This is a genomic window from Synechococcus sp. FACHB-909, from assembly GCF_014698945.1.
Classification (GTDB): domain Bacteria; phylum Cyanobacteriota; class Cyanobacteriia; order PCC-6307; family Cyanobiaceae; genus Cyanobium.
The window spans coordinates 147,662-165,272 of the sequence record NZ_JACJTY010000001.1; the positions used below are offsets into that span (position 1 = coordinate 147,662).

General features: G+C 70.7%; 20 protein-coding genes and 1 tRNA gene. 13 read left to right on the forward strand and 8 right to left on the reverse strand.

All coding sequences use genetic code 11. The annotated features are described in order from the left end of the window. The first annotated feature begins 91 nt into the window (after positions 1 to 91). Positions 92 to 1,030 carry a 3'-5' exonuclease gene (locus H6G99_RS00695; protein ID WP_094585900.1) on the forward strand — a complete coding sequence of 313 codons (939 nt, stop codon included), beginning with the start codon at positions 92 to 94 and terminating at the stop codon, positions 1,028 to 1,030. Between the two features lie 121 nt (positions 1,031 to 1,151). Continuing rightward, a complete protein-coding gene (locus H6G99_RS00700; RefSeq protein ID WP_094585899.1) occupies positions 1,152 to 1,406 on the forward strand; it encodes a hypothetical protein in 255 nt (84 codons plus the stop codon). Between the two features lie 119 nt (positions 1,407 to 1,525). Here the strand turns inward: H6G99_RS00700 and H6G99_RS00705 are convergent. The 7 genes from H6G99_RS00705 to H6G99_RS00735 form a co-directional block, all read right to left on the reverse strand. Continuing rightward, positions 1,526 to 1,599 (reverse strand) — tRNA-Pro (locus H6G99_RS00705). A 14-nt stretch (positions 1,600 to 1,613) separates the two neighbouring features. Further along, a complete protein-coding gene (locus H6G99_RS00710; RefSeq protein WP_094585898.1) occupies positions 1,614 to 1,970 on the reverse strand; it encodes a hypothetical protein in 357 nt (118 codons plus the stop codon). Continuing rightward, positions 1,967 to 2,146, reverse strand: coding sequence for a hypothetical protein (locus H6G99_RS00715; RefSeq protein WP_094585897.1), 180 nt, complete (start codon positions 2,144 to 2,146; stop codon positions 1,967 to 1,969). The genes H6G99_RS00710 and H6G99_RS00715 overlap by 4 nt, the downstream gene beginning before the upstream one ends. Next, a complete protein-coding gene (locus tag H6G99_RS00720) occupies positions 2,143 to 2,451 on the reverse strand; it encodes a hypothetical protein (RefSeq protein WP_094585896.1) in 309 nt (102 codons plus the stop codon). The genes H6G99_RS00715 and H6G99_RS00720 overlap by 4 nt, the downstream gene beginning before the upstream one ends. A gap of 11 nt (positions 2,452 to 2,462) precedes the next feature. Continuing rightward, the gene (msrA, locus tag H6G99_RS00725; protein ID WP_094585895.1) at positions 2,463 to 3,179 is read right to left on the reverse strand and encodes a peptide-methionine (S)-S-oxide reductase MsrA; all 717 of its coding nucleotides are present in this window, start codon (positions 3,177 to 3,179) and stop codon (positions 2,463 to 2,465) included. 24 nt (positions 3,180 to 3,203) lie between these two features. Then, positions 3,204 to 3,485 (reverse strand): hypothetical protein, encoded by a 282-nt coding sequence (locus H6G99_RS00730; protein WP_094585894.1) that lies wholly within the window; start codon positions 3,483 to 3,485, stop codon positions 3,204 to 3,206. Positions 3,486 to 3,583: 98 nt separating this feature from the next. Then, entirely contained in the window at positions 3,584 to 5,332 is a 1,749-nt protein-coding gene (locus H6G99_RS00735; RefSeq protein WP_094585893.1) for an ABC transporter ATP-binding protein, read from the reverse strand. 68 nt (positions 5,333 to 5,400) lie between these two features. Between H6G99_RS00735 and H6G99_RS00740 the strand changes: the two genes are divergently transcribed. The 11 genes from H6G99_RS00740 (at position 5,401) to H6G99_RS00790 (ending at position 17,201) form a co-directional block, all read left to right on the forward strand. Further along, a complete protein-coding gene (locus H6G99_RS00740; protein WP_094585892.1) occupies positions 5,401 to 5,709 on the forward strand; it encodes a DUF3288 family protein in 309 nt (102 codons plus the stop codon). A gap of 182 nt (positions 5,710 to 5,891) precedes the next feature. Beyond that, complete coding sequence (gene trpD, locus H6G99_RS00745) at positions 5,892 to 6,932, forward strand: anthranilate phosphoribosyltransferase (protein WP_190609309.1); 1,041 nt, start codon at positions 5,892 to 5,894, stop codon at positions 6,930 to 6,932. Next, positions 6,929 to 8,125, forward strand: coding sequence for a glutamine-hydrolyzing carbamoyl-phosphate synthase small subunit (gene carA / locus H6G99_RS00750; protein WP_286190917.1), 1,197 nt, complete (start codon positions 6,929 to 6,931; stop codon positions 8,123 to 8,125). Before trpD ends, carA begins: the two co-directional genes overlap by 4 nt. Before the next feature lie 68 nt (positions 8,126 to 8,193). Then, positions 8,194 to 8,577 carry an STAS domain-containing protein gene (locus H6G99_RS00755; protein WP_094585891.1) on the forward strand — a complete coding sequence of 128 codons (384 nt, stop codon included), beginning with the start codon at positions 8,194 to 8,196 and terminating at the stop codon, positions 8,575 to 8,577. 16 nt (positions 8,578 to 8,593) lie between these two features. Beyond that, positions 8,594 to 9,001 (forward strand): Mini-ribonuclease 3, encoded by a 408-nt coding sequence (locus H6G99_RS00760; RefSeq protein WP_094585890.1) that lies wholly within the window; start codon positions 8,594 to 8,596, stop codon positions 8,999 to 9,001. After that, on the forward strand, positions 8,998 to 10,809 hold the full coding sequence (gene rlmB, locus H6G99_RS00765) for a 23S rRNA (guanosine(2251)-2'-O)-methyltransferase RlmB (protein WP_286190918.1): 1,812 nt from the start codon (positions 8,998 to 9,000) through the stop codon (positions 10,807 to 10,809). Before H6G99_RS00760 ends, rlmB begins: the two co-directional genes overlap by 4 nt. A gap of 63 nt (positions 10,810 to 10,872) precedes the next feature. Then, positions 10,873 to 11,124 carry a DUF1816 domain-containing protein gene (locus H6G99_RS00770; protein ID WP_094584478.1) on the forward strand — a complete coding sequence of 84 codons (252 nt, stop codon included), beginning with the start codon at positions 10,873 to 10,875 and terminating at the stop codon, positions 11,122 to 11,124. 44 nt (positions 11,125 to 11,168) lie between these two features. Next, positions 11,169 to 12,641 carry an Asp-tRNA(Asn)/Glu-tRNA(Gln) amidotransferase subunit GatA gene (gene gatA, locus H6G99_RS00775; RefSeq protein WP_190609310.1) on the forward strand — a complete coding sequence of 491 codons (1,473 nt, stop codon included), beginning with the start codon at positions 11,169 to 11,171 and terminating at the stop codon, positions 12,639 to 12,641. Between the two features lie 82 nt (positions 12,642 to 12,723). Further along, positions 12,724 to 13,122, forward strand: coding sequence for a YybH family protein (locus H6G99_RS00780; RefSeq protein WP_190609311.1), 399 nt, complete (start codon positions 12,724 to 12,726; stop codon positions 13,120 to 13,122). Then, the gene (locus H6G99_RS00785; RefSeq protein WP_190609312.1) at positions 13,123 to 13,575 is read left to right on the forward strand and encodes a hypothetical protein; all 453 of its coding nucleotides are present in this window, start codon (positions 13,123 to 13,125) and stop codon (positions 13,573 to 13,575) included. Between the two features lie 95 nt (positions 13,576 to 13,670). Continuing rightward, on the forward strand, positions 13,671 to 17,201 hold the full coding sequence (locus H6G99_RS00790; protein ID WP_190609832.1) for a DNA polymerase III subunit alpha: 3,531 nt from the start codon (positions 13,671 to 13,673) through the stop codon (positions 17,199 to 17,201). Here H6G99_RS00790 and H6G99_RS00795 read toward each other — a convergent pair. Next, positions 17,181 to 17,606 carry a PAM68 family protein gene (locus H6G99_RS00795; protein ID WP_094584482.1) on the reverse strand — a complete coding sequence of 142 codons (426 nt, stop codon included), beginning with the start codon at positions 17,604 to 17,606 and terminating at the stop codon, positions 17,181 to 17,183. The two genes, H6G99_RS00790 and H6G99_RS00795, sit on opposite strands and share 21 nt — an antisense overlap. Positions 17,607 to 17,611 lie beyond the last annotated feature (5 nt).

A 17,611-nucleotide genomic window follows, 5' to 3' on the forward strand; every position in this document is an offset into this window, starting at 1 on the left:
GCACCGGCGAGGACGGGCACCGGGTCGGGGGGATGGGGGCGATGGGACCTTGCCCGACTTGCGACCATGGATCAGCGAGCGCATGACGCCGATGCAGGAGCAACCCGGTCTCTGGCAGCAGAACGACCTGCTGGGCCTGGCCGCCCCGGAGCCCGCGGCTGCCTCAGCGCCTGCGGCTGCCCCGGTGCCGCCCCCCGCGCCACCGTCAGAGCGATCGGCCCCATCGGCCCTCCAGACCCCCATCGAACCGCCTCGCCCGGTGCCCATCTCCCTTCCCGCCTGCGCAGGGCGTCCCCAGCGGGCCCTGCCGCGGGGGCCCGAGACCCTGCTGATCCTGGACACGGAGACCACCGGCCTCTCCACCCTCCAGGGGCAGTGCATCGAAGTGGGGGCGATCCTGTTCCACGTGCCCCACAGGGCGGTGCTTTCCCAGGTGTCCTTCCTGCTGCCCTGCCCGGCCAACGCCGCCGAGGCCATCAATGGCATTCCCGCCGCCGTGACCCGGCTGGAGCAGCCCCGGCAGGAGGCCCTGGACTGTTTCCTGGCGATGGTTGCCGCCTGTGACGCCCTGGTGGCCCACAACGCCGCCTTCGATCGCCAGTGGTTCGGTCTGGGGCCCCTGCCGTCCCTGGATCGCCCCTGGATCTGCTCGATGGAGGACATCCGCTGGCCGGCCGAGCGCCAGCTGCGCAGTGCCCCCTCGGTCCGTGATCTGGCCCTGGCCTACGGGGTGCCGGTGTGGGCCGCCCACCGGGCCCTCACCGACTGCATCTACCTGGCCCAGGTGTTCGAGCGCTGCGTCGATCTGGAGGCGCTGCTGCTGACCGCCCTGGAGCCCCGCAGCCTTTACCGGGCGGACCTTCCCTACGCCGAGCGCCACCGGGCCAGGGAGGCCGGTTTCCGCTGGAACGAGGCGGTGCCGCGGGCCTGGAGCCGCCGGTTGAGCCGGCGTGAAGCGGAGGCGCTGCCCTTCCCCGTCCAGCTCGTGGCGGATCCGATCGCCGCCGAGGGGCTGGCCCACAGCGCCTGAGGCCGGCGGCAGTTGGGCCGGGAATCTTCCGTTTTTGTTTCGATGCTTGAAGCAGAACCGGGGATCCTGGGCGCTCCAGCCCAGCCTCCCCACCCTTGGAGTGTTCTTCGGCGTCGGAGTCATGGTCACCCGGCCGCCGATCGGCTCCGTGGATGGCGTTGACCCCGCCCAGCAGAGTGTGCGCCGCTGGCAGACGGCCCGCACCTGGGCCCGGCTGATCCGGGAGGCGGAAGCCCTCTGGCGGGTCGATGTGCGGGCCCTGCGTCGGCTGGCCTCCCAGGAGCTGTTCCAGCTGGTCCAGGAGGTGCCCCCCCGGCTGCGGCGCCGGGTCAACCTCTGGCTGGTGCGCTTCAACGTGCTCACCCGCCTGCGCTGAGGCCCGGCGAGGCCCCGGGACACTGGAGATGGGCAAAAAAAATCAGCTGACAGGATCAGCTGACGGGAAGGAAAACCACCGGTGTTCGCGGGAGGCGAACGTTCGGAGGACCGGCTGAATCGGAGCGGCGGGATTTGAACCCACGACCCCCACTACCCCAAAGTGGTGCGCTACCAAGCTGCGCTACGCCCCGGCGGAATGAAGCTATCACAGCGTCCTGGGGGTCCCGCGCCGCCTGGAGAGCCGTCGCATCAGGCGGTTCGTGAGCCGCTGGCGACCCATGGTGGTGTACCCCCGCAGCCGCTCGCGACGGGCCAGCAGCCGCAGTTCCGCCAGCCCCATCGAGGCCAGCTGCAGTTCCGGCAGCCGCTGCCAGGCCATCGACGGCAGGGGCAGCTCGGAGCCTTCACGCCCCTCCGGGAAGCCCTTCAGGGCCCCACCGGCCATCCATTCGGGCACCAGGACGAACAGCACCGCCAGCAGCCCGTAGAGCTCCACCAGGCCCCTGGGCAGCGGATGCAACTGGCGCTTCGGCTGCTCCTGCTCCTCGGCGGGGTCTCTCACGAAAGGAAGGCCGGCGCCGGGGCTCCCGGCAGCAGGGCACTGGGGCCCCCCTGGCGCCACTGCAGCGGAGGCTCGCCGGAGGGGTTCAGGCGCACGGTCCAGAAGGCCAGGGCGAAACAGATCCCCACCGCGGCGATCAGGGCCACGATCACGACCCGATCGGAGAGGGGCTTCATACCTGTTCGCTGCGCACGCAGACCCGTTTGGTGGGCAGCTGCTCGAGGGTGAGTTCATCGCCCCGCAGGATCACCCGCAGGGACTCGTTCTGATAGCGCAGGCCCGGCGCGTCGGACGCCTCCCGGAACAGGGTGGCGCGGGTGCGGCCGGCGATCAGGGACGCCTGGGACGCGTTGCGCTCCAGGACCACCGAGAAACGGTCACCGCAGAGGAACCGTTCGCGGATGTCGTAGTTCTCCCACCACGGGGACTGCATCGCCAGCAGCGGCAGGAGTCCGAGCGCGAGCAGCGGGGGGGCGGCCATGGCGGAACCGGTCAGGCGAGGGCGATCGGCGCATTGTCGCCGCGAAGGACGCAATGGGGGATGGCCCAGTCATAGCTTTCCCACACGCGGGCGGGAAGGAGGTAGGTGGCACCGGGGAAGTCGCCCAGGGGAATCCCGGTGGGCTGGGCGGAGCAGTAGGGCCGGCTGCCGGGCTTGGCCAGGTATTGCTGGTGGTAAGGCTCGGCGAAGTGGAAGCGCTGGCCGCTGGCGATCTCCGTGGTGATGGTGCCTCCGCCGGCGGCCGCGAGGGCGGCCTGGTAAGCACCGCGGCTGGCTTCGGCCAGGGCGAGCAGTGCCGGGTCGTCGACGTAGATGGCCGAGCGGTACTGGCTGCCCCGGTCGTTGCCCTGGCGGTTGCCCTGGGTGGGGTCGTGGCACTCCCAGAACAGCTTGAGCAGGTCGGCGAAGGAGACCCGGGCGGTGTCCCAGACCACCCGCACCACCTCGGCGTGGCCGCTGCGGCCGCTGCAGACCTGCTCGTAGGTGGGGGAGGCGAGCTGGCCGCCCGCGTATCCCACGGCGGTGCTGACCACCCCGGGAAGCCGCCAGAAGCCCTTTTCCGCCCCCCAGAAACAGCCGCAGCCGAACTGGGCCTCCGCCTGGCCCGCCGCCGGCGGGGCCGTCAGGGGGGTGCCGAGAACCGCATGCAGGCTGCCGCTGCCGGCTGGGCTGGTGTCGCTCGCAGGGCTGCTGAAGAGGCCGAACAAGGGGGTTTTTGCGGGGAAACCAGCCTAGGCAGCGCCCTGCTGGTCCTGCTGCGGCACCAGGGCGATGTGGTTCAGCAGGGTGGTGATGAAGGCGAACAGCAGGAAGGGCAGCGACAGCACCAGGATCAGCCCCACCCCCACCAGGGCGAACAGGGGCCTGCTCGCCCCCATCAGGGCCAGACCCGCCGCCAGGCTCACGAAGATCACCGCCATCCAGACCAGCACCTGGCCGTAGATGTCACCGAAGGTCAGGGTGCAGCGGATGTTGTACGGCTGCTGGCTGAGGAACGACGGGGTGGGGGCCATGGGGACGGCGTGGCAGGCGTTGGGGAAACCACGGCGTTTCCAGATAAGCCCAGCCGGCGCCCTGGATGCGGGCTGCTCAACAACTGTTAGAAACCGCCTCAGGCGGCCTGGAGCTGGCGGACGGCCTCCTCCCGGTCCCAGAGCCGGCGGTAGGTGCCCTCCTGCTGCAGCAGGTCGTTGTGGTGGCCTTCCTGCACCAGGTGGCCCGCCTCCAGCACCAGGATCCGGTCGCAGGCCGCCGCCGCCGAGAGCTGGTGGCTGATCATCACCACCGTGCGCCGCTGCTCCTCGCGCACCGAGCGCAGGATGCCCGCGGCGGTGGTGTTGTCGACGCTGGCCAGGGCGTCGTCGAGCACCAGCAGGGGGGCGTCCACCAGCAGGGCCCGCCCCAGGGCGGTGCGCTGGCGCTGGCCGCCGCTGAGGGTGATACCCCGCTCCCCCACCAGGGTGCGGTAGCCGTCGGGGAAGCCCTTGATGTCCCCCTCCAGGCGTGCCTGGCGGGCGGCCTCCTCGACCCGGTCCATGCCGGCCTCCGGGTCGCCGTAGCGCAGGTTGTCGGCCAGGCTGGCGGTGAACAGGTAACCCTCCTGGGGCACCAGGGCCACCTGCCGACGCAGGTCGCTCAGCCGCAGCCGCGTCACGTCGACGCCGTCGAGGAACAGCTGGTCGGGCGGCACCTCCACCATCCGCCCCAGGGCCCGGGCCAGGGTGGTCTTGCCGCAGCCCACCGGACCCACCACCGCCACCAGTTCCCCCGGGTGGATCGTGAAGCTGAGGTTCTCGAGGGACGGTTGCCCCGCCCCCGGGTAGCGGACCGTGAGCCCCCGGGCCACGACGGCCCCGAGCGCCGGCCGGGCCGGGGGCAGGGGATCGGCGGGGGAGACGATGGCGGGGGGATGGCTGAGCAGGGATTCCACCCGCTCCAGGCTCACCTGACCGGTCTGGAAGGTGTTGAGGGTGAATCCCAGCAGGGCCGTCGGGAAGACCAGGCGCTCCACGAACAGGATCAGGGCCACCAGATCGCCGATGCTGAGCCGACCGCTCTCCAACTGGCCGCTGCCCAGGGCCAGCAGCAGCAGCAGGCTCAGGGAGGCGATTCCCTCCAGCATCGGGAACAGGGTGCTGCGGGTGCGCGCCAGGGAGAGCTGGGCGTCCAGGTACACCTTGTTGAGGTCGGCGAAGGCCTTCTCCTCGGTGGCCTCCTGGCCGTAGATCTTGATGGCGCCGATGCCGCTGAGGTCCTCCTGGACCAGGTCACTGAGGTTGGCCAGCACCTCCTGCTGGCGCCGCTGCTGCTTCATCATCCGGCCGCCGAACAGGCGCACCACCATCAGCATGCCGGGATAGAGGGAGACCGCCGCCAGGCTCAGCAGCGGATCGATCGCCAGCATCGCCGGCAGGGTGAGGGCATAGGCCAGCACCGTGTTGGTGAGGCTGAGCAGGGCGAAGCCCAGCAGCCGCCGGATGTTCTCCACATCACTGGTGGCCCGGCTGATCACCTCACCGCTGCCGGTGGTCTGCACCCAGCCCGGGTCCTGGGTGAGCACGTGGTCGAAGATCCGCTCCTTGAGGCTCGCCTCCACCTGGCGGCCCACTCCGAACACCAGCATCCGGGAATAGAGCCGGGTGGCCCCCATCACCGTGGCCATCACGATGATCAGTCCGGCCACGCCGAGCACGTCCGCCAGCACGAAGCCGGGCTTGAGCTCGTTGATCGACTGCCGCACCACCAGCGGAATCGCCACCCCCAGCAGGTTCACCACCACCAGGGCGGCGGCCCCCACCAGCACCGTGCGTCTGTGGGGCCGGAGGTACCGCCCGATCAGATCCAGCCGCAGGGCAGCCATGCAGGAAGGCGGGGCAAGAGGGTCCCTAACCTAGGCATCACTCCCCTGGCCCCCGGGCCGCCCGGGCCATGGACGACCAGAACCATCCCCTCCATGCCATCGACCGGGAGACGGTCGACCGGCTGCTGGCGGTGGAGCGGCCTGAGGACGGCCACCTGGTGGATGCGGCCCGGCTGCAGATGCGCTACGCGGGCTTCCCCGGAGCCGCCGACATCCGCGACGACCTCGAGCGGGTCCTGCGGCTCTGGGGTCTGGAAGTCGGCACGCTCCACGCCCGCACCCGGGCCATCTGGGCGGCAGGCTTCCGGCCCGGTGCCGCACCGGTGGCCGAAGCGGTGGGCTCGGGCTTCGACACCTCCTCCGACGACGCCGGCTGAGGGGCGGCGGCGGGACAGTTGGACCCGGTTGGTCAGATTGGCCCACTTCGGGCGATAGTGGGGGCGTCCCCATCACCCGGCCCGGCGTGCTCTGCACCCGGGCTTTTTCTTGCGCTCCTGTCCCCCGTTCCAGTCCATGGCCGGACTCCCGTAAGTTGCCGCTGATGCTTCAGCGTTCGGTGATGTCCGCCTCCCCCACCTGGCCCCAGCTGCTGGAGCAGCTCCTCAACGGACGGGATCTCCAGGCCGACCAGGCCGCCGCCCTGATGCGGGGCTGGCTGGCCGGCAGCATCGACCCGGTGCTCACCGGAGGCCTGCTGGCCGCCCTGCGGGCCAAGGGCACCAGCGGCGAGGAACTGGCGGCGATGGCCGCCGTCCTGCGGCAGGCCTGCCCCCTGCCGGGCGAACGGCCGCCGCTGGAGCTGATCGACACCTGCGGCACGGGCGGGGCCGGGGCCGACAGCTTCAACATCTCCACCGCCGTGGCCTTCACGGCGGCCGCCTGCGGTGCCCATGTGGCCAAGCACGGCAACCGCAGCGCCAGTGGCCGGGTCGGTTCGGCCGACGTGCTTGAGGCCCTGGGCCTCGACCTGGGGGCTCCCCTGGCGACGGTGGTGGAGGCCCTGCCGCGCACCGGTGTGACCTTCCTGTTCGCCCCGGGCTGGCATCCCGCCCTGGTGGGCATGGCCCCCCTGCGCCGCACCCTTGGCGTGCGCACCGTGTTCAACCTGCTGGGTCCGCTGGTCAATCCCCTGACGCCCGAGGCCCAGGTGCTCGGGGTGGCCCGGCCCGACCTGCTCGATCCGATGGCCGACGCCATGCGCCGGCTCGGTCAGCGGCGGGCCGTCGTCGTCCACGGCCACGGCGGCCTCGATGAGGCCACCCTCTCGGGTCCCAGCGAGCTGCGCCTGCTCGAGGACGGCGAGGTGCGACGCGACTGGCTGGATCCTGCAGCGCTGGGTCTGGCCCCGGCGGATCTGGAGGCCCTGCGGGGTGGGGATGTGGCCGCCAACCGCGCCATCCTCGAGGCGGTCCTGCAGGGCGGCGGCACCCGGGCCCAGGCCGATGTGGTGGCCCTGAACGCCGCCCTGGTGCTCTGGGCCGCCGGGCTGGAGCCGTCCATCGCCGCGGGTCTGGAACGGGCCCGCCAGGCCCTGGGCGCCGGCAGCGCCTGGGCCAGGCTGGAGGCGCTGCGCGCCGCCCTGTCGGGGTCTGAAGGATGATCGGGATTCCTGCCGACGCCCCCCTGGACACCCCACAGGTGGCCCCCGAGGCCCCCAGCACCGACGGCGACACGCCGGCCGTGCTCGTTCTGGCCGATGGCACCGTGCTGCGGGGGCTGGCCTGCGGCGCCCGCGGCAGCGTCTGCGGCGAGGTGGTCTTCAACACCGGCATGACCGGCTACCAGGAGGTGCTCACCGATCCGAGCTACGCCGGGCAGTTGATCACCTTCACCTACCCGGAACTCGGCAACACCGGCGTCAACGGCGAGGACCTGGAGGCCGACCACGCCCACGCCCGCGGCTGCATCCTGCGCCAGCTCGCCCCCACGCCCAGCAGCTGGCGCTGCCAGGAGACCCTCGACCACTGGCTGGTCCGCCAGGGGGTGGTGGGCATCCGTGGCGTCGACACCCGCGCCCTGGTGCGCCACCTGCGGGAAGGCGGCGCCCTCAACGGCGCCATCGGCAGTGACGGCACCGACCCAGCCGCGCTGCTGGAGCGGGTGCGGGCCGCCCCTTCGATGGACGGACTCAACCTGGCCGCCCAGGTGAGCACCCGGGAGCCCTACACGTGGGACCGCAGCTGCGCGGCCGGCTTCGACGCCAGGCTGCAGGCCTCTCCCGACCGTCCCTACCGGGTGGTGGCGATCGATTTCGGCATCAAGCGCGCCATCCTCGAGCGCCTGGTGGCCCATGGCTGCGCGGTCACCGTGCTGCCGGCGGACGCCACCCTGGAGCAGGTGCTGGCCCTGGAGCCGGAGGGGGTGTTCCTCTCCAACGGCCCCGGCGACCCGGCCGCCGTGGCCGAGGGCATCGCCCTGGCCAGGGACCTGCTGCTGCAGCCCCAGCTGCCCGTCTTCGGCATCTGCCTGGGCCACCAGATCCTCGGCCTGGCCCTGGGGGGGCGCAGCTTCAAGCTCGGCTACGGCCACCGCGGCCTCAACCACCCCTGCGGCTCGCCCGGTTCGGTGGAGATCACCAGCCAGAACCACGGCTTCGCCCTTGATGCGGCCTCCCTGCCGGCCGAGCGGGTGCGGATCACCCACCTCAACCTCAACGACCGCACCGTGGCGGCCCTGGCCCTGCGCCAGCAGCCCGTCTTCGGTGTCCAGTACCACCCGGAGGCCAGCCCAGGTCCCCACGACGCCGACCACCACTTCGCCCGCTTCGTGGCGTTGATGGCGGAACGTCGCTGAATCGGCACGTTTCGTTGCGGTTCCCGCATTCTGGATCGGGGTCTCTACAGTTCGGCGCGTTCAACTCCTTGAGGACTGGGGCCATCACCGACCTGCAGCGACTGACCGTCTCCCTGAGAGGGGGCAGCGAACGGCGGGATGCGTGCCTGCTGTTCAGTTTCACGGGGCAGCTGGACGCCTATTCCGACAAGCAGTTCACCGAATTCATCACGGACCGCCACAAGGGAGAGACCCTCCCGGTGGTCATCGACCTGAGCCGGATCGATTTCATCGACTCCTCCGGACTCGGCGCCCTGGTGCAGCTGGCCAAACTGTTCAACGACAGCTCCCGCCAGTTCATCGTCGTCGGCAACGCCCGGGTCGTCCAGACGGTCAAGCTGGTGCGCCTGGAAGCCTTCCTGCACCTGCAACCCGATCTGGAGTCCGCCCTTGGCAGCCTCGCCCCCGCCTGAGGGGCCCGGCCACTGGATGGCCTCCGTGCCCCCCCAGGCACCATCCACGGAACTCGCCACGGCCCAGCTGGCCTGGCTGGGGGATGCGGTCTGGGAACTGCACCAGCGGCTGCGCCACTGCCGCCAGCCGGCCCGGGCCGCCGATCTGCACCGGGCGGTGGTGGCGGAAGTGCAGGCCGAAGCCCAGGCCGAGGCCTTGCGGCGACTGGATCCCCTGCTCAGCGAAGCGGAACGCCGCCTGGTCCTGCGCGGACGCAACCAGGCCGGGCGGGGCCCCCGCCGCGGCGCGCCCCAGGCCTATGGGCAGGCCACGGGATTTGAGACGATGCTGGGATGGCTTTTTCTGCAGGACCCCAGACGGCTGGCTGAGCTGCTGGACCATCTCGAGAAGACCGAACCCCGTTCCCCATCCGCCAGCCCATGAGTCCCTCCCCTGACCGCCGCGGCGACCGTCGCCCCGACCGTCGTCCTGACCGCCGCTCCGACCCCGGCGCTGACCGGACCCCCCGGCGTCTCGGCTCCGGTGCCGGCGGGCGCCCCGTCAGCCGCGGTTCCGGCTCCGCCCGCCCCCGCCGCCCCGGAGAGGGCTACAGCCGTGACAGGCCCCCCTTCGATCGGGACCGTGGCGTTGAGAGGGGCGGTGAGCGGGGTGGCGAGCGCTCCGGTGCCCCCGATCGAGCCGGCGGCAGCCCCTATGGCCGTCGACCCTTTGAGGGCCGCCCCGGCGCCGATCGCCCCGACGACTCCCGCGGCGGCGGCGGCCGGCCGACCCGCGATCGGCGCCCTGGGGACCGCTTTGTCACCGCCCGCCCCTCCTTCGGCCGCCCCGTCCCCGGCCGCTCCGGCGCCGGACGCCCGACCAGCGGCCGTCCCATCCCGTCGCGGACGGGGCCGGCCCGCCGCGGCCCGGCCCTGTTCCGGGACGCTGACCGCGCCCCGCGCCCCTTCCAGGGCCGCAGCGGCCCCGAGCGGCCGGAGTCCGACGGCTCCGATGTCGATTTCCGTGGCGCGGCGGAGGCCTTCGCCGCCTCCGCCCCCACCGACCTGATCTGGGGCCGCCACACCACCCAGGCCACCCTGGAGAGCGGCCGGCCGATCCACCGGGTGTGGTGCACGCCTGAGATGCGCTTCAACCCCCGGTTCCTGCAGCTGCTGCGGGAGGCCAAGGCCTCCGGCGTGCTGGTGGAGGAGGTGACCTGGGCGCGCCTGGGCCAGCTCACCGGCGGGGCCGTGCACCAGGGCATCGTGCTCCAGCCCGCCGCCGCCGAGACCCTCGACCTGACCAGCCTGATCGAAGGCTGCCGCAGCATCGGTGAAGCACCCCTGCTGATCGCGGTGGACGGCCTCACCGACCCCCACAACCTCGGCGCCATCGTCCGCAGCGCCGAGGCCTTGGGGGCCCATGGCATGGTCCTGCCCCAGCGACGCAATGCCGGCCTGACCGGCTCGGTGGCGAAGGTGGCGGCCGGCGCCCTCGAGCACCTGCCGGTGGCGCGGGTGGTGAACCTCAACCGCTCCCTCGACACCCTCAAGCAGGAGGGCTACCGGGTGGTGGGTCTGGCCGAGGAGGGCACGGTCAGCCTGGAGGAGGTGGACCTGGAGGGGCCGCTGGTGGTGGTCACCGGTTCGGAGGGGGACGGCCTGTCGCTGCTCACCCGCCGCTCCTGTGACCAGCTGGTGCGCATTCCCCTGCGGGGCGCCACTCCGAGCCTCAATGCCTCCGTGGCCACGGCGCTGCTGCTCTACGAAGTGGCCCGGCGCGGCTGGATGCGGGGCCTGACGGGCACCGCCCCCGCCCCCAGGATCGTGCGGCCCTCGATGCCGGCGCCCCCCGACCCCGAGCCGGAGACCCGGCCCGAAGCTGTGGTGCTGCCGGAGACGGTGGCCATGCCGGACGTGGAGGGTGCCCCTGACGCGGAGGTCATGGCCGAACTGGATGCCCCGTTCCTGGACGAAGCAGCGGCTGAGGAGCTCGACGAGGAGCTCGATGGTGACAACGGCCCTGCCTGGAGCCACCAGGAGGCTCAGGCCGAACCGGTAGCCACCGAGCTGGCCGAATCGGTAGCCACCGAGTCGGCCGAACCGACCGCCGCCGAACCCGACCCGGAGGACCTCCCGGTGATGCCGGAAGCGTCGCCTGCGCCGCTCGCCGAGCCCCAGGCGAACCCCCTGGAGCCCTTGCCCTATCTGCCATCGGCCCAGCCGGGCTTCGACGGTGACATCCGCCTCTGATGGCACCGGAGGGGGCGGCCCAGCCGCCCCCCAGAATGGCCACCTCGCCTCCCCCTCCCCTTCATGAACCCACTGCTCTGGCCCACGCGCGGCATCGCCAATGGGTTGGGCCTGGCCTGGTGGGCGCGGGTGGAGACCCACTCCCCCGACGCGGTGTACTGGTTCGGGCCCTTCGTGCGTCGGCGGACGCTGGAGCAGGCGCTGCCCGCCTTCCTGGACGACCTTCGGGCGGAGTCACCGGCTTCCCTGGAGCACCAGTGCCTGCGCACCGGTCGCAGCGAGCCGTTCACCGAATTTTCCGATCTGGCCGGCTGATTCTGGCCGACTGATAGCGTCCATCGCAGCTGGCTAGCGGTTGGATGGGCATCGCCGAATGGCGGGAGCAGCTTCAGCGGGGCGAGGTGTCGGCCCGGGAGCTCACGGATCGCCACCTGGCACGCATCGCGGCGGTGGATCCCACCGTGCATGCCTTTCTGGAGGTCACCGCCGAGCGGGCGCGGGCCGATGCCGATCGCATCGACGCGGCACGGGCGGCTGGTGAGGCCCTGCCCCCCCTGGCCGGCATTCCCCTGGCCATCAAGGACAACCTCTGCACCAAGGGGATCCGCACGACCTGCTCCAGCCGCATGCTGGAGAACTTCGTTCCCCCCTACGAATCCACGGTGACCGAGCGGCTCTGGCGGGCCGGTGCGGTTCTGCTGGGCAAGACCAACCTCGATGAGTTCGCCATGGGCAGCTCCACCGAGACCTCCGCCTTCGGCGCCAGCCGTAACCCCTGGAATCCGGATCGGGTGCCCGGCGGCAGCTCCGGCGGCAGTGCGGCCGCCGTGGCCGCCGGTGAATGCATCGGTTCGCTCGGCTCCGACACCGGCGGTTCGATCCGCCAGCCCGCCAGTTTCTGCGGGGTGGTGGGCCTCAAGCCCACCTACGGCCGGGTGAGCCGCTGGGGACTGGTGGCCTTCGCCTCCTCCCTCGACCAGGTGGGCCCGTTCAGCAGCAGCGTGGCCGATGCCGCCGAGCTGCTGCAGGTGATCGCCGGGGAGGACCCGCGCGATGCCACCTGTCTGCGGGCGCCGGTGCCCGACTACGCCGCCGACCTGGCGAAGCCCATCAAGGGCCTGCGGGTGGGGCTGATCCGCGAGTGCTTCGACCAGGAGGGGCTTGACCCTGCGGTGAAGGCCTCGGTGCTGGCGGCCGCCGCCCAGCTGGAGGCCCTGGGCTGTGAGCTGGTGGATGTGAGCTGCCCCCGTTTCAACGACGGCATCGCCACCTACTACGTGATCGCCCCCTCGGAGGCGTCCGCCAACCTGGCCCGCTACGACGGCGTCAAGTACGGCTTCCGGGCCGCTCCCGGCGAGCCCGGCAGCGATGGCCTGGCAGCGATGACCGCCCGCAGCCGGGCCGAGGGCTTCGGCGAGGAGGTGCAGCGGCGCATCCTGATCGGCACCTATGCCCTCTCCGCCGGCTACGTGGATGCTTACTACCGCAAGGCCCAGCAGGTGCGCACCCTCATCCGTCGCGATTTCGACCGCGCCTTCGAGACCGTCGACGTGCTGCTGACCCCCACCTCGCCCACCACCGCCTTCCCCAGCGGCGCCCACGCCGGCGATCCCCTGGCCATGTACCTGGCCGATCTGCTCACCATCCCCGCCAACCTGGCGGGCCTGCCGGCCATCAGCGTGCCCTGCGGCTTCGACGCCCAGGGCCTGCCGATCGGCCTGCAGCTGATCACCGGCGTGCTGGAGGAGCCCAAGCTGCTGCGGGTGGCCCATCAGTACGAGCAGGCGGCCCGGGTGATGGACGCCCGGCCCGCGGCGGCGCTGGTGGCCTGAGCAGGAGGCCGACTCCCAACCCTCCGGGATGGGCCACCGGCCAGGTCCCTAGTGTGGTCGTCTCGATCGGGTGTCGCCGGCGATGAACCCGGACGAAGCGGCGATCCGAAACGTGCTGGATCGGTGGGCCGAGGCCACCCGCGAAGGTCGGCAGGACGACGTTCTTGCCCATCATCAGGACGATCTGGTGATCTTCGATGTCCTGTCGCCGCTGCGGTACACCTCGGCGGCGCAATACCGGGACAGCTGGGAGTCCTGGCAGCCGGACGCCCTGGGCCCCCTGACCTTCGCGTTGCAGGATCTCGCTGTCGAGGCGGGAGCTGATGTGGGTTATGCCTTTGGTCTGCTCCAATGCGGGGGGACACTCCCGGACGGACAGACGTTCAGCGATACGGTCCGCATCACGTTCTGCCTGCGCAAGGGTGATGGGCAATGGAAGGTTGCCCACCAGCATGTGTCCAAACCGATCGAAAGAGGCTGATTGATCGTGCGAGCCGCCATCGAGATCCAGAGGAAGCGCTGCCTGGCCGTCCTGCTGGTCCTGTTCACCGCAGCCTCGCCTGTCCGGGCTGATCAGGACAATGTCCGCTGCCTGCGATCCATCGGGGTGGAGCCTCTTCAGAGACTTCAGTTCGGCCTTCGAGCCAACAGTGATTCCAGCGCCTACGCCCTCTACCAGGGGAGTCCCGGCCCCATCCCCCTGAAACTGTTGAAGGTGACCGAGCTCAGGCGGGTCGAAGGGGGAAGGCCATCGGAGTTCGAGACGCAGTGGATGGAAGTGACGGCCCCGGCTTCCGCAGGGCGCTTTGTCTACACCAACCAAGGCGCTCTGATCGATGATTTCCATTACATCGACAACGATGGAAGGATCGTCAGATTCGTCGATGATGCCGATGTCCTGGAGGTCGGCCGCTGCAGCTGGGCACCGCCCTAGGCCGTCCATGGCGAGCTGATTCCGCCGGGGCACCAGATCTGGTGTTTCCCCCGGTAAGGTGGGCACCTCATGTGGTGGCGCTGCCCGCCGACGCCGTGGCCTTCGTTCCGCTCCACAACCACAGCGACTACAGCCTGCTGGACGGGGCCTCCCAGCTGCCGGCGATGGTGCAGCGGGCCGTGGAGCTGGGCATGCCGGCCCTGGCCCTCACCGACCACGGGGTGATGTACGGCGCCATCGAGCTGCTGAAGCTCTGCACCAAGGCGGGCATCAAGCCGATCATCGGCAATGAGATGTACGTCATCAACGGCTCGATCGAGGATCCGCAGCCGAAGAAGGAGCGTCGCTACCACCTGGTGGTGCTGGCCAAGAATGCCGTCGGCTACCGCAACCTGGTCAAGCTCACCAGCATCAGCCACCTGCGCGGCATGCGTGGCCGGGGGATCTTTTCGCGGGCCTGCATCGATAAAGCCCTGCTGCGGCAGTACAGCGAAGGGCTGATGGTGGCCACCGCCTGTCTGGGCGGTGAGATTCCCCAGGCGATCCTGCGCGGTCGCCCGGAGGTGGCCCGGGAGGTGGCGAGCTGGTACCGGGAGGTGTTCGGTGACGACTTCTACCTGGAGATCCAGGACCACGGCGGCCTCGAGGACCGCATCGTCAACGTCGAGATGGCCCGGATCAGCGCCGAGCTGGGCATCCCCCTGATCGCCACCAACGACGCCCACTACCTCACCAGCAACGACGTCGAGGCCCACGACGCCCTGCTGTGCGTGCTCACCGGCAAGCTGATCAGCGACGAGAAGCGCCTGCGCTACACGGGCACCGAATACATCAAGAGCGAGGCGGAGATGGCCCGGCTCTTCGCCGACCACCTCGAGCCGGAGGTGATCGCCGACGCCATCGCCAACACCGCCCGGGTGGCGGAGAAGGTGGAGGACTACGACATCCTGGGGCGCTACCAGATGCCCCGCTTCCCGATCCCCGAGGGCCACACCGCGGTGAGCTACCTCAGCGAGGTGGCCCACCAGGGCCTGCGGGACCGGCTGGGGATCGCTGCCGACGCCGCCATCGATCCGGCCTACGGGGAGCGGCTGGCGTTCGAGCTGCAGGTGATGGAGCAGATGGGCTTCCCCACCTACTTCCTGGTGGTGTGGGACTACATCCGCTTCGCCCGCGAGAACGGCATCCCGGTGGGGCCGGGCCGGGGCTCGGCCGCCGGCTCGCTGGTGGCCTATTCCCTCGGCATCACCAACATCGATCCGGTGGAGCACGGCCTGCTGTTCGAGCGCTTCCTCAACCCGGAACGCAAGTCGATGCCTGACATCGACACCGACTTCTGCATCGAGCGCCGCGGTGAGGTGATCGAGTACGTGACGCAGCGCTACGGCGAGGACAAGGTGGCCCAGATCATCACCTTCAACCGGATGACCTCCAAGGCGGTGCTCAAGGACGTGGCCCGGGTGCTCGACATCCCCTACGGCGAAGCCGACCGGTTGGCCAAGCTGATTCCCGTGGCCCGGGGCAAGCCCGCCAAGCTCGCCGAGATGATCGGCGCCGAGTCGCCGGTGCCGGAGTTCCGCGAGAAGTACGAAAACGACCCCAAGGTGCGCCACTGGGTCGACCTGGCCCGCCGCATCGAGGGCACCAACAAGACCTTCGGTGTCCACGCCGCCGGGGTGGTGATCGCCGCCGAACCCCTCGACGAGCTGGTGCCCCTGCAGCGCAACAACGACGGCCAGGTGATCACCCAGTACTTCATGGAGGACGTCGAGGCGATGGGCCTGCTGAAGATGGACTTCCTGGGCCTCAAGAACCTCACCATGATCGAGAAGACGATCGAGCTGGTGGCCCAGGCCGAGGGGGAACGGCTCGACCCCGACGCCCTGCCGGCCAACGATCCGGGCACCTACGCCCTGCTGGCCCGGGGCGATCTGGAGGGCATCTTCCAGCTCGAATCCAGCGGCATGCGCCAGATCGTCCGTGATCTCAAGCCCTCCTCCCTGGAGGACATCTCCTCGATCCTGGCCCTTTACCGGCCGGGCCCCCTCGATGCGGGCCTGATCCCCAAGTTCATCAACCGCAAGCACGGCCGCGAGGCCATCGATGTGGCCCACGCCAAGCTGGAGCCGATCCTCAAGGAGACCTACGGGATCATGGTCTACCAGGAGCAGATCATGCGGATCGCCCAGGATCTGGCGGGCTATTCCCTCGGTGAGGCCGACCTGCTGCGGCGGGCGATGGGCAAGAAGAAGGTGTCGGAGATGCAGAAGCACCGCCACCAGTTCGTCACCGGCGCCAGCGAACGGGGTGTGGAGGCCGCCATCGCCGACGCGCTGTTCGACCAGATGGTGCTGTTCGCCGAGTACTGCTTCAACAAGAGCCACTCCACCGCCTACGGCGCCGTCACCTACCAGACCGCCTACCTCAAGGCCCACCATCCGGTGGCCTACATGGCGGCCCTGCTCACGGTGAATGCCGGCACCACCGACAAGGTGCAGCGCTACATCGCCAACTGCCAGGCCATGGGCATCGAGGTGATGCCGCCGGACGTCAATGCCTCCGGCATTGACTTCACCCCCGTGGGCAAGAAGATCCTCTTCGGCCTCTCCGCCATCCGCAACCTGGGCGATGGCGCCATCCGCCAGTTGATCGAGGCCCGCGCCAGCGGCGGCCCCTTCCTGCACCTCGCCGATCTCTGCGACCGGATCCCGGGCCAGCAGCTCAACCGCCGGGCGCTTGAGTCGCTGATCCACTGCGGCGCCCTCGATGGCCTGGAGCCCAAGGCCAACCGGGCCCAGTTGATGGCGGACCTCGATCTGGTGCTCGACTGGGCCAGCTCCCGGGCCCGCGACCGGGCCAGCGGCCAGGGCAACCTGTTCGATCTGTTCGGCGGCGGGGCTGCCGGGGCTTCGGAGGGCGCCGCTGCCGTGGAGGCCCCCGCCCCGCCGAAGGCCGCTCCGGTGCCCGATTACCCCCCCACCGAGAAGCTGAAGCTGGAGAAGGAGCTGCTGGGCTTCTACATCTCCGACCACCCCCTGCGCCAGCTGGCGTCCCAGGTGCGGCTGCTGACGCCGATCGGCCTGGCCAATCTCGAGGAGATGGCCGACAAGGCCAAGGTGAGCGTGGTGGTGATGGTGAGCGAGATCCGCCAGGTGACCACCCGCAAGGGGGACCGCATGGCCGTGCTGCAGCTGGAGGACCTCACCGGCTCCTGCGAGGCGGTGGTGTTCCCCAAGAGCTACGCCCGCCTGGCCGACCACCTGATGGTGGATGCCCGCCTGCTGCTCTGGGCCGGCGTCGACCGCCGCGACGACCGGGTGCAGCTGCTCGTGGACGACTGCCGCAGCATCGAGGACCTGCAGCTGGTGATGGTGGAACTGGCGCCCGAGCAGGCCGGCGACATCGCCGTCCAGCACCGCCTGCGGGAATGCCTCACCCGCCACCGGCCTGGCCAGGACGAGGCGGGGGTGCGGGTGCCGGTGGTGGCGCTGGTGAAGCACCAGGACGAAACCCGCTTCGTGCGCCTGGGGGGTCAGTTCTGCGTCGCCGACGCGCCTGCGGCCGTGCAGACCCTGGCCTCGGCCGACTTCAGGGCCTGGCTGCGCTCACCCCTGGGGAGTGCCTGATCCTGAACCGGTGCCCGAAGCGCCCTGGCGCATCGCCCGCACCGACGCCCGCACCCGGCCGATGTTGACGCCGATCTGCTCGAAGCCCAGCAGGCTGCCGGGAGCGTCCTCCCAGCTGGCCGAAAGCACGCCGTAGCTGAGGCCCAGCAGGCCGAGCAGGAAGAAGGCCCCGGAGCCCACCAGGGTGAGGCCGGGGGGGATGTCGAGCACCCCGCGGCTCACCAGCAGGTAGCTGGCGACGAACACCCCCATGCCGAGCACCGTGGGGGTGCCGGTGGCGATGGCGATGCGCCGCACCATGCGGTTGGCCACTGCATCCGGGATCACCTGCTGGCGGGGCGCCCTGGCCGGGGTCGGCACGGGGCGGTCCGCCCCGAAGGATTTCGGCTTCGGCCGACGGGCCATGGATC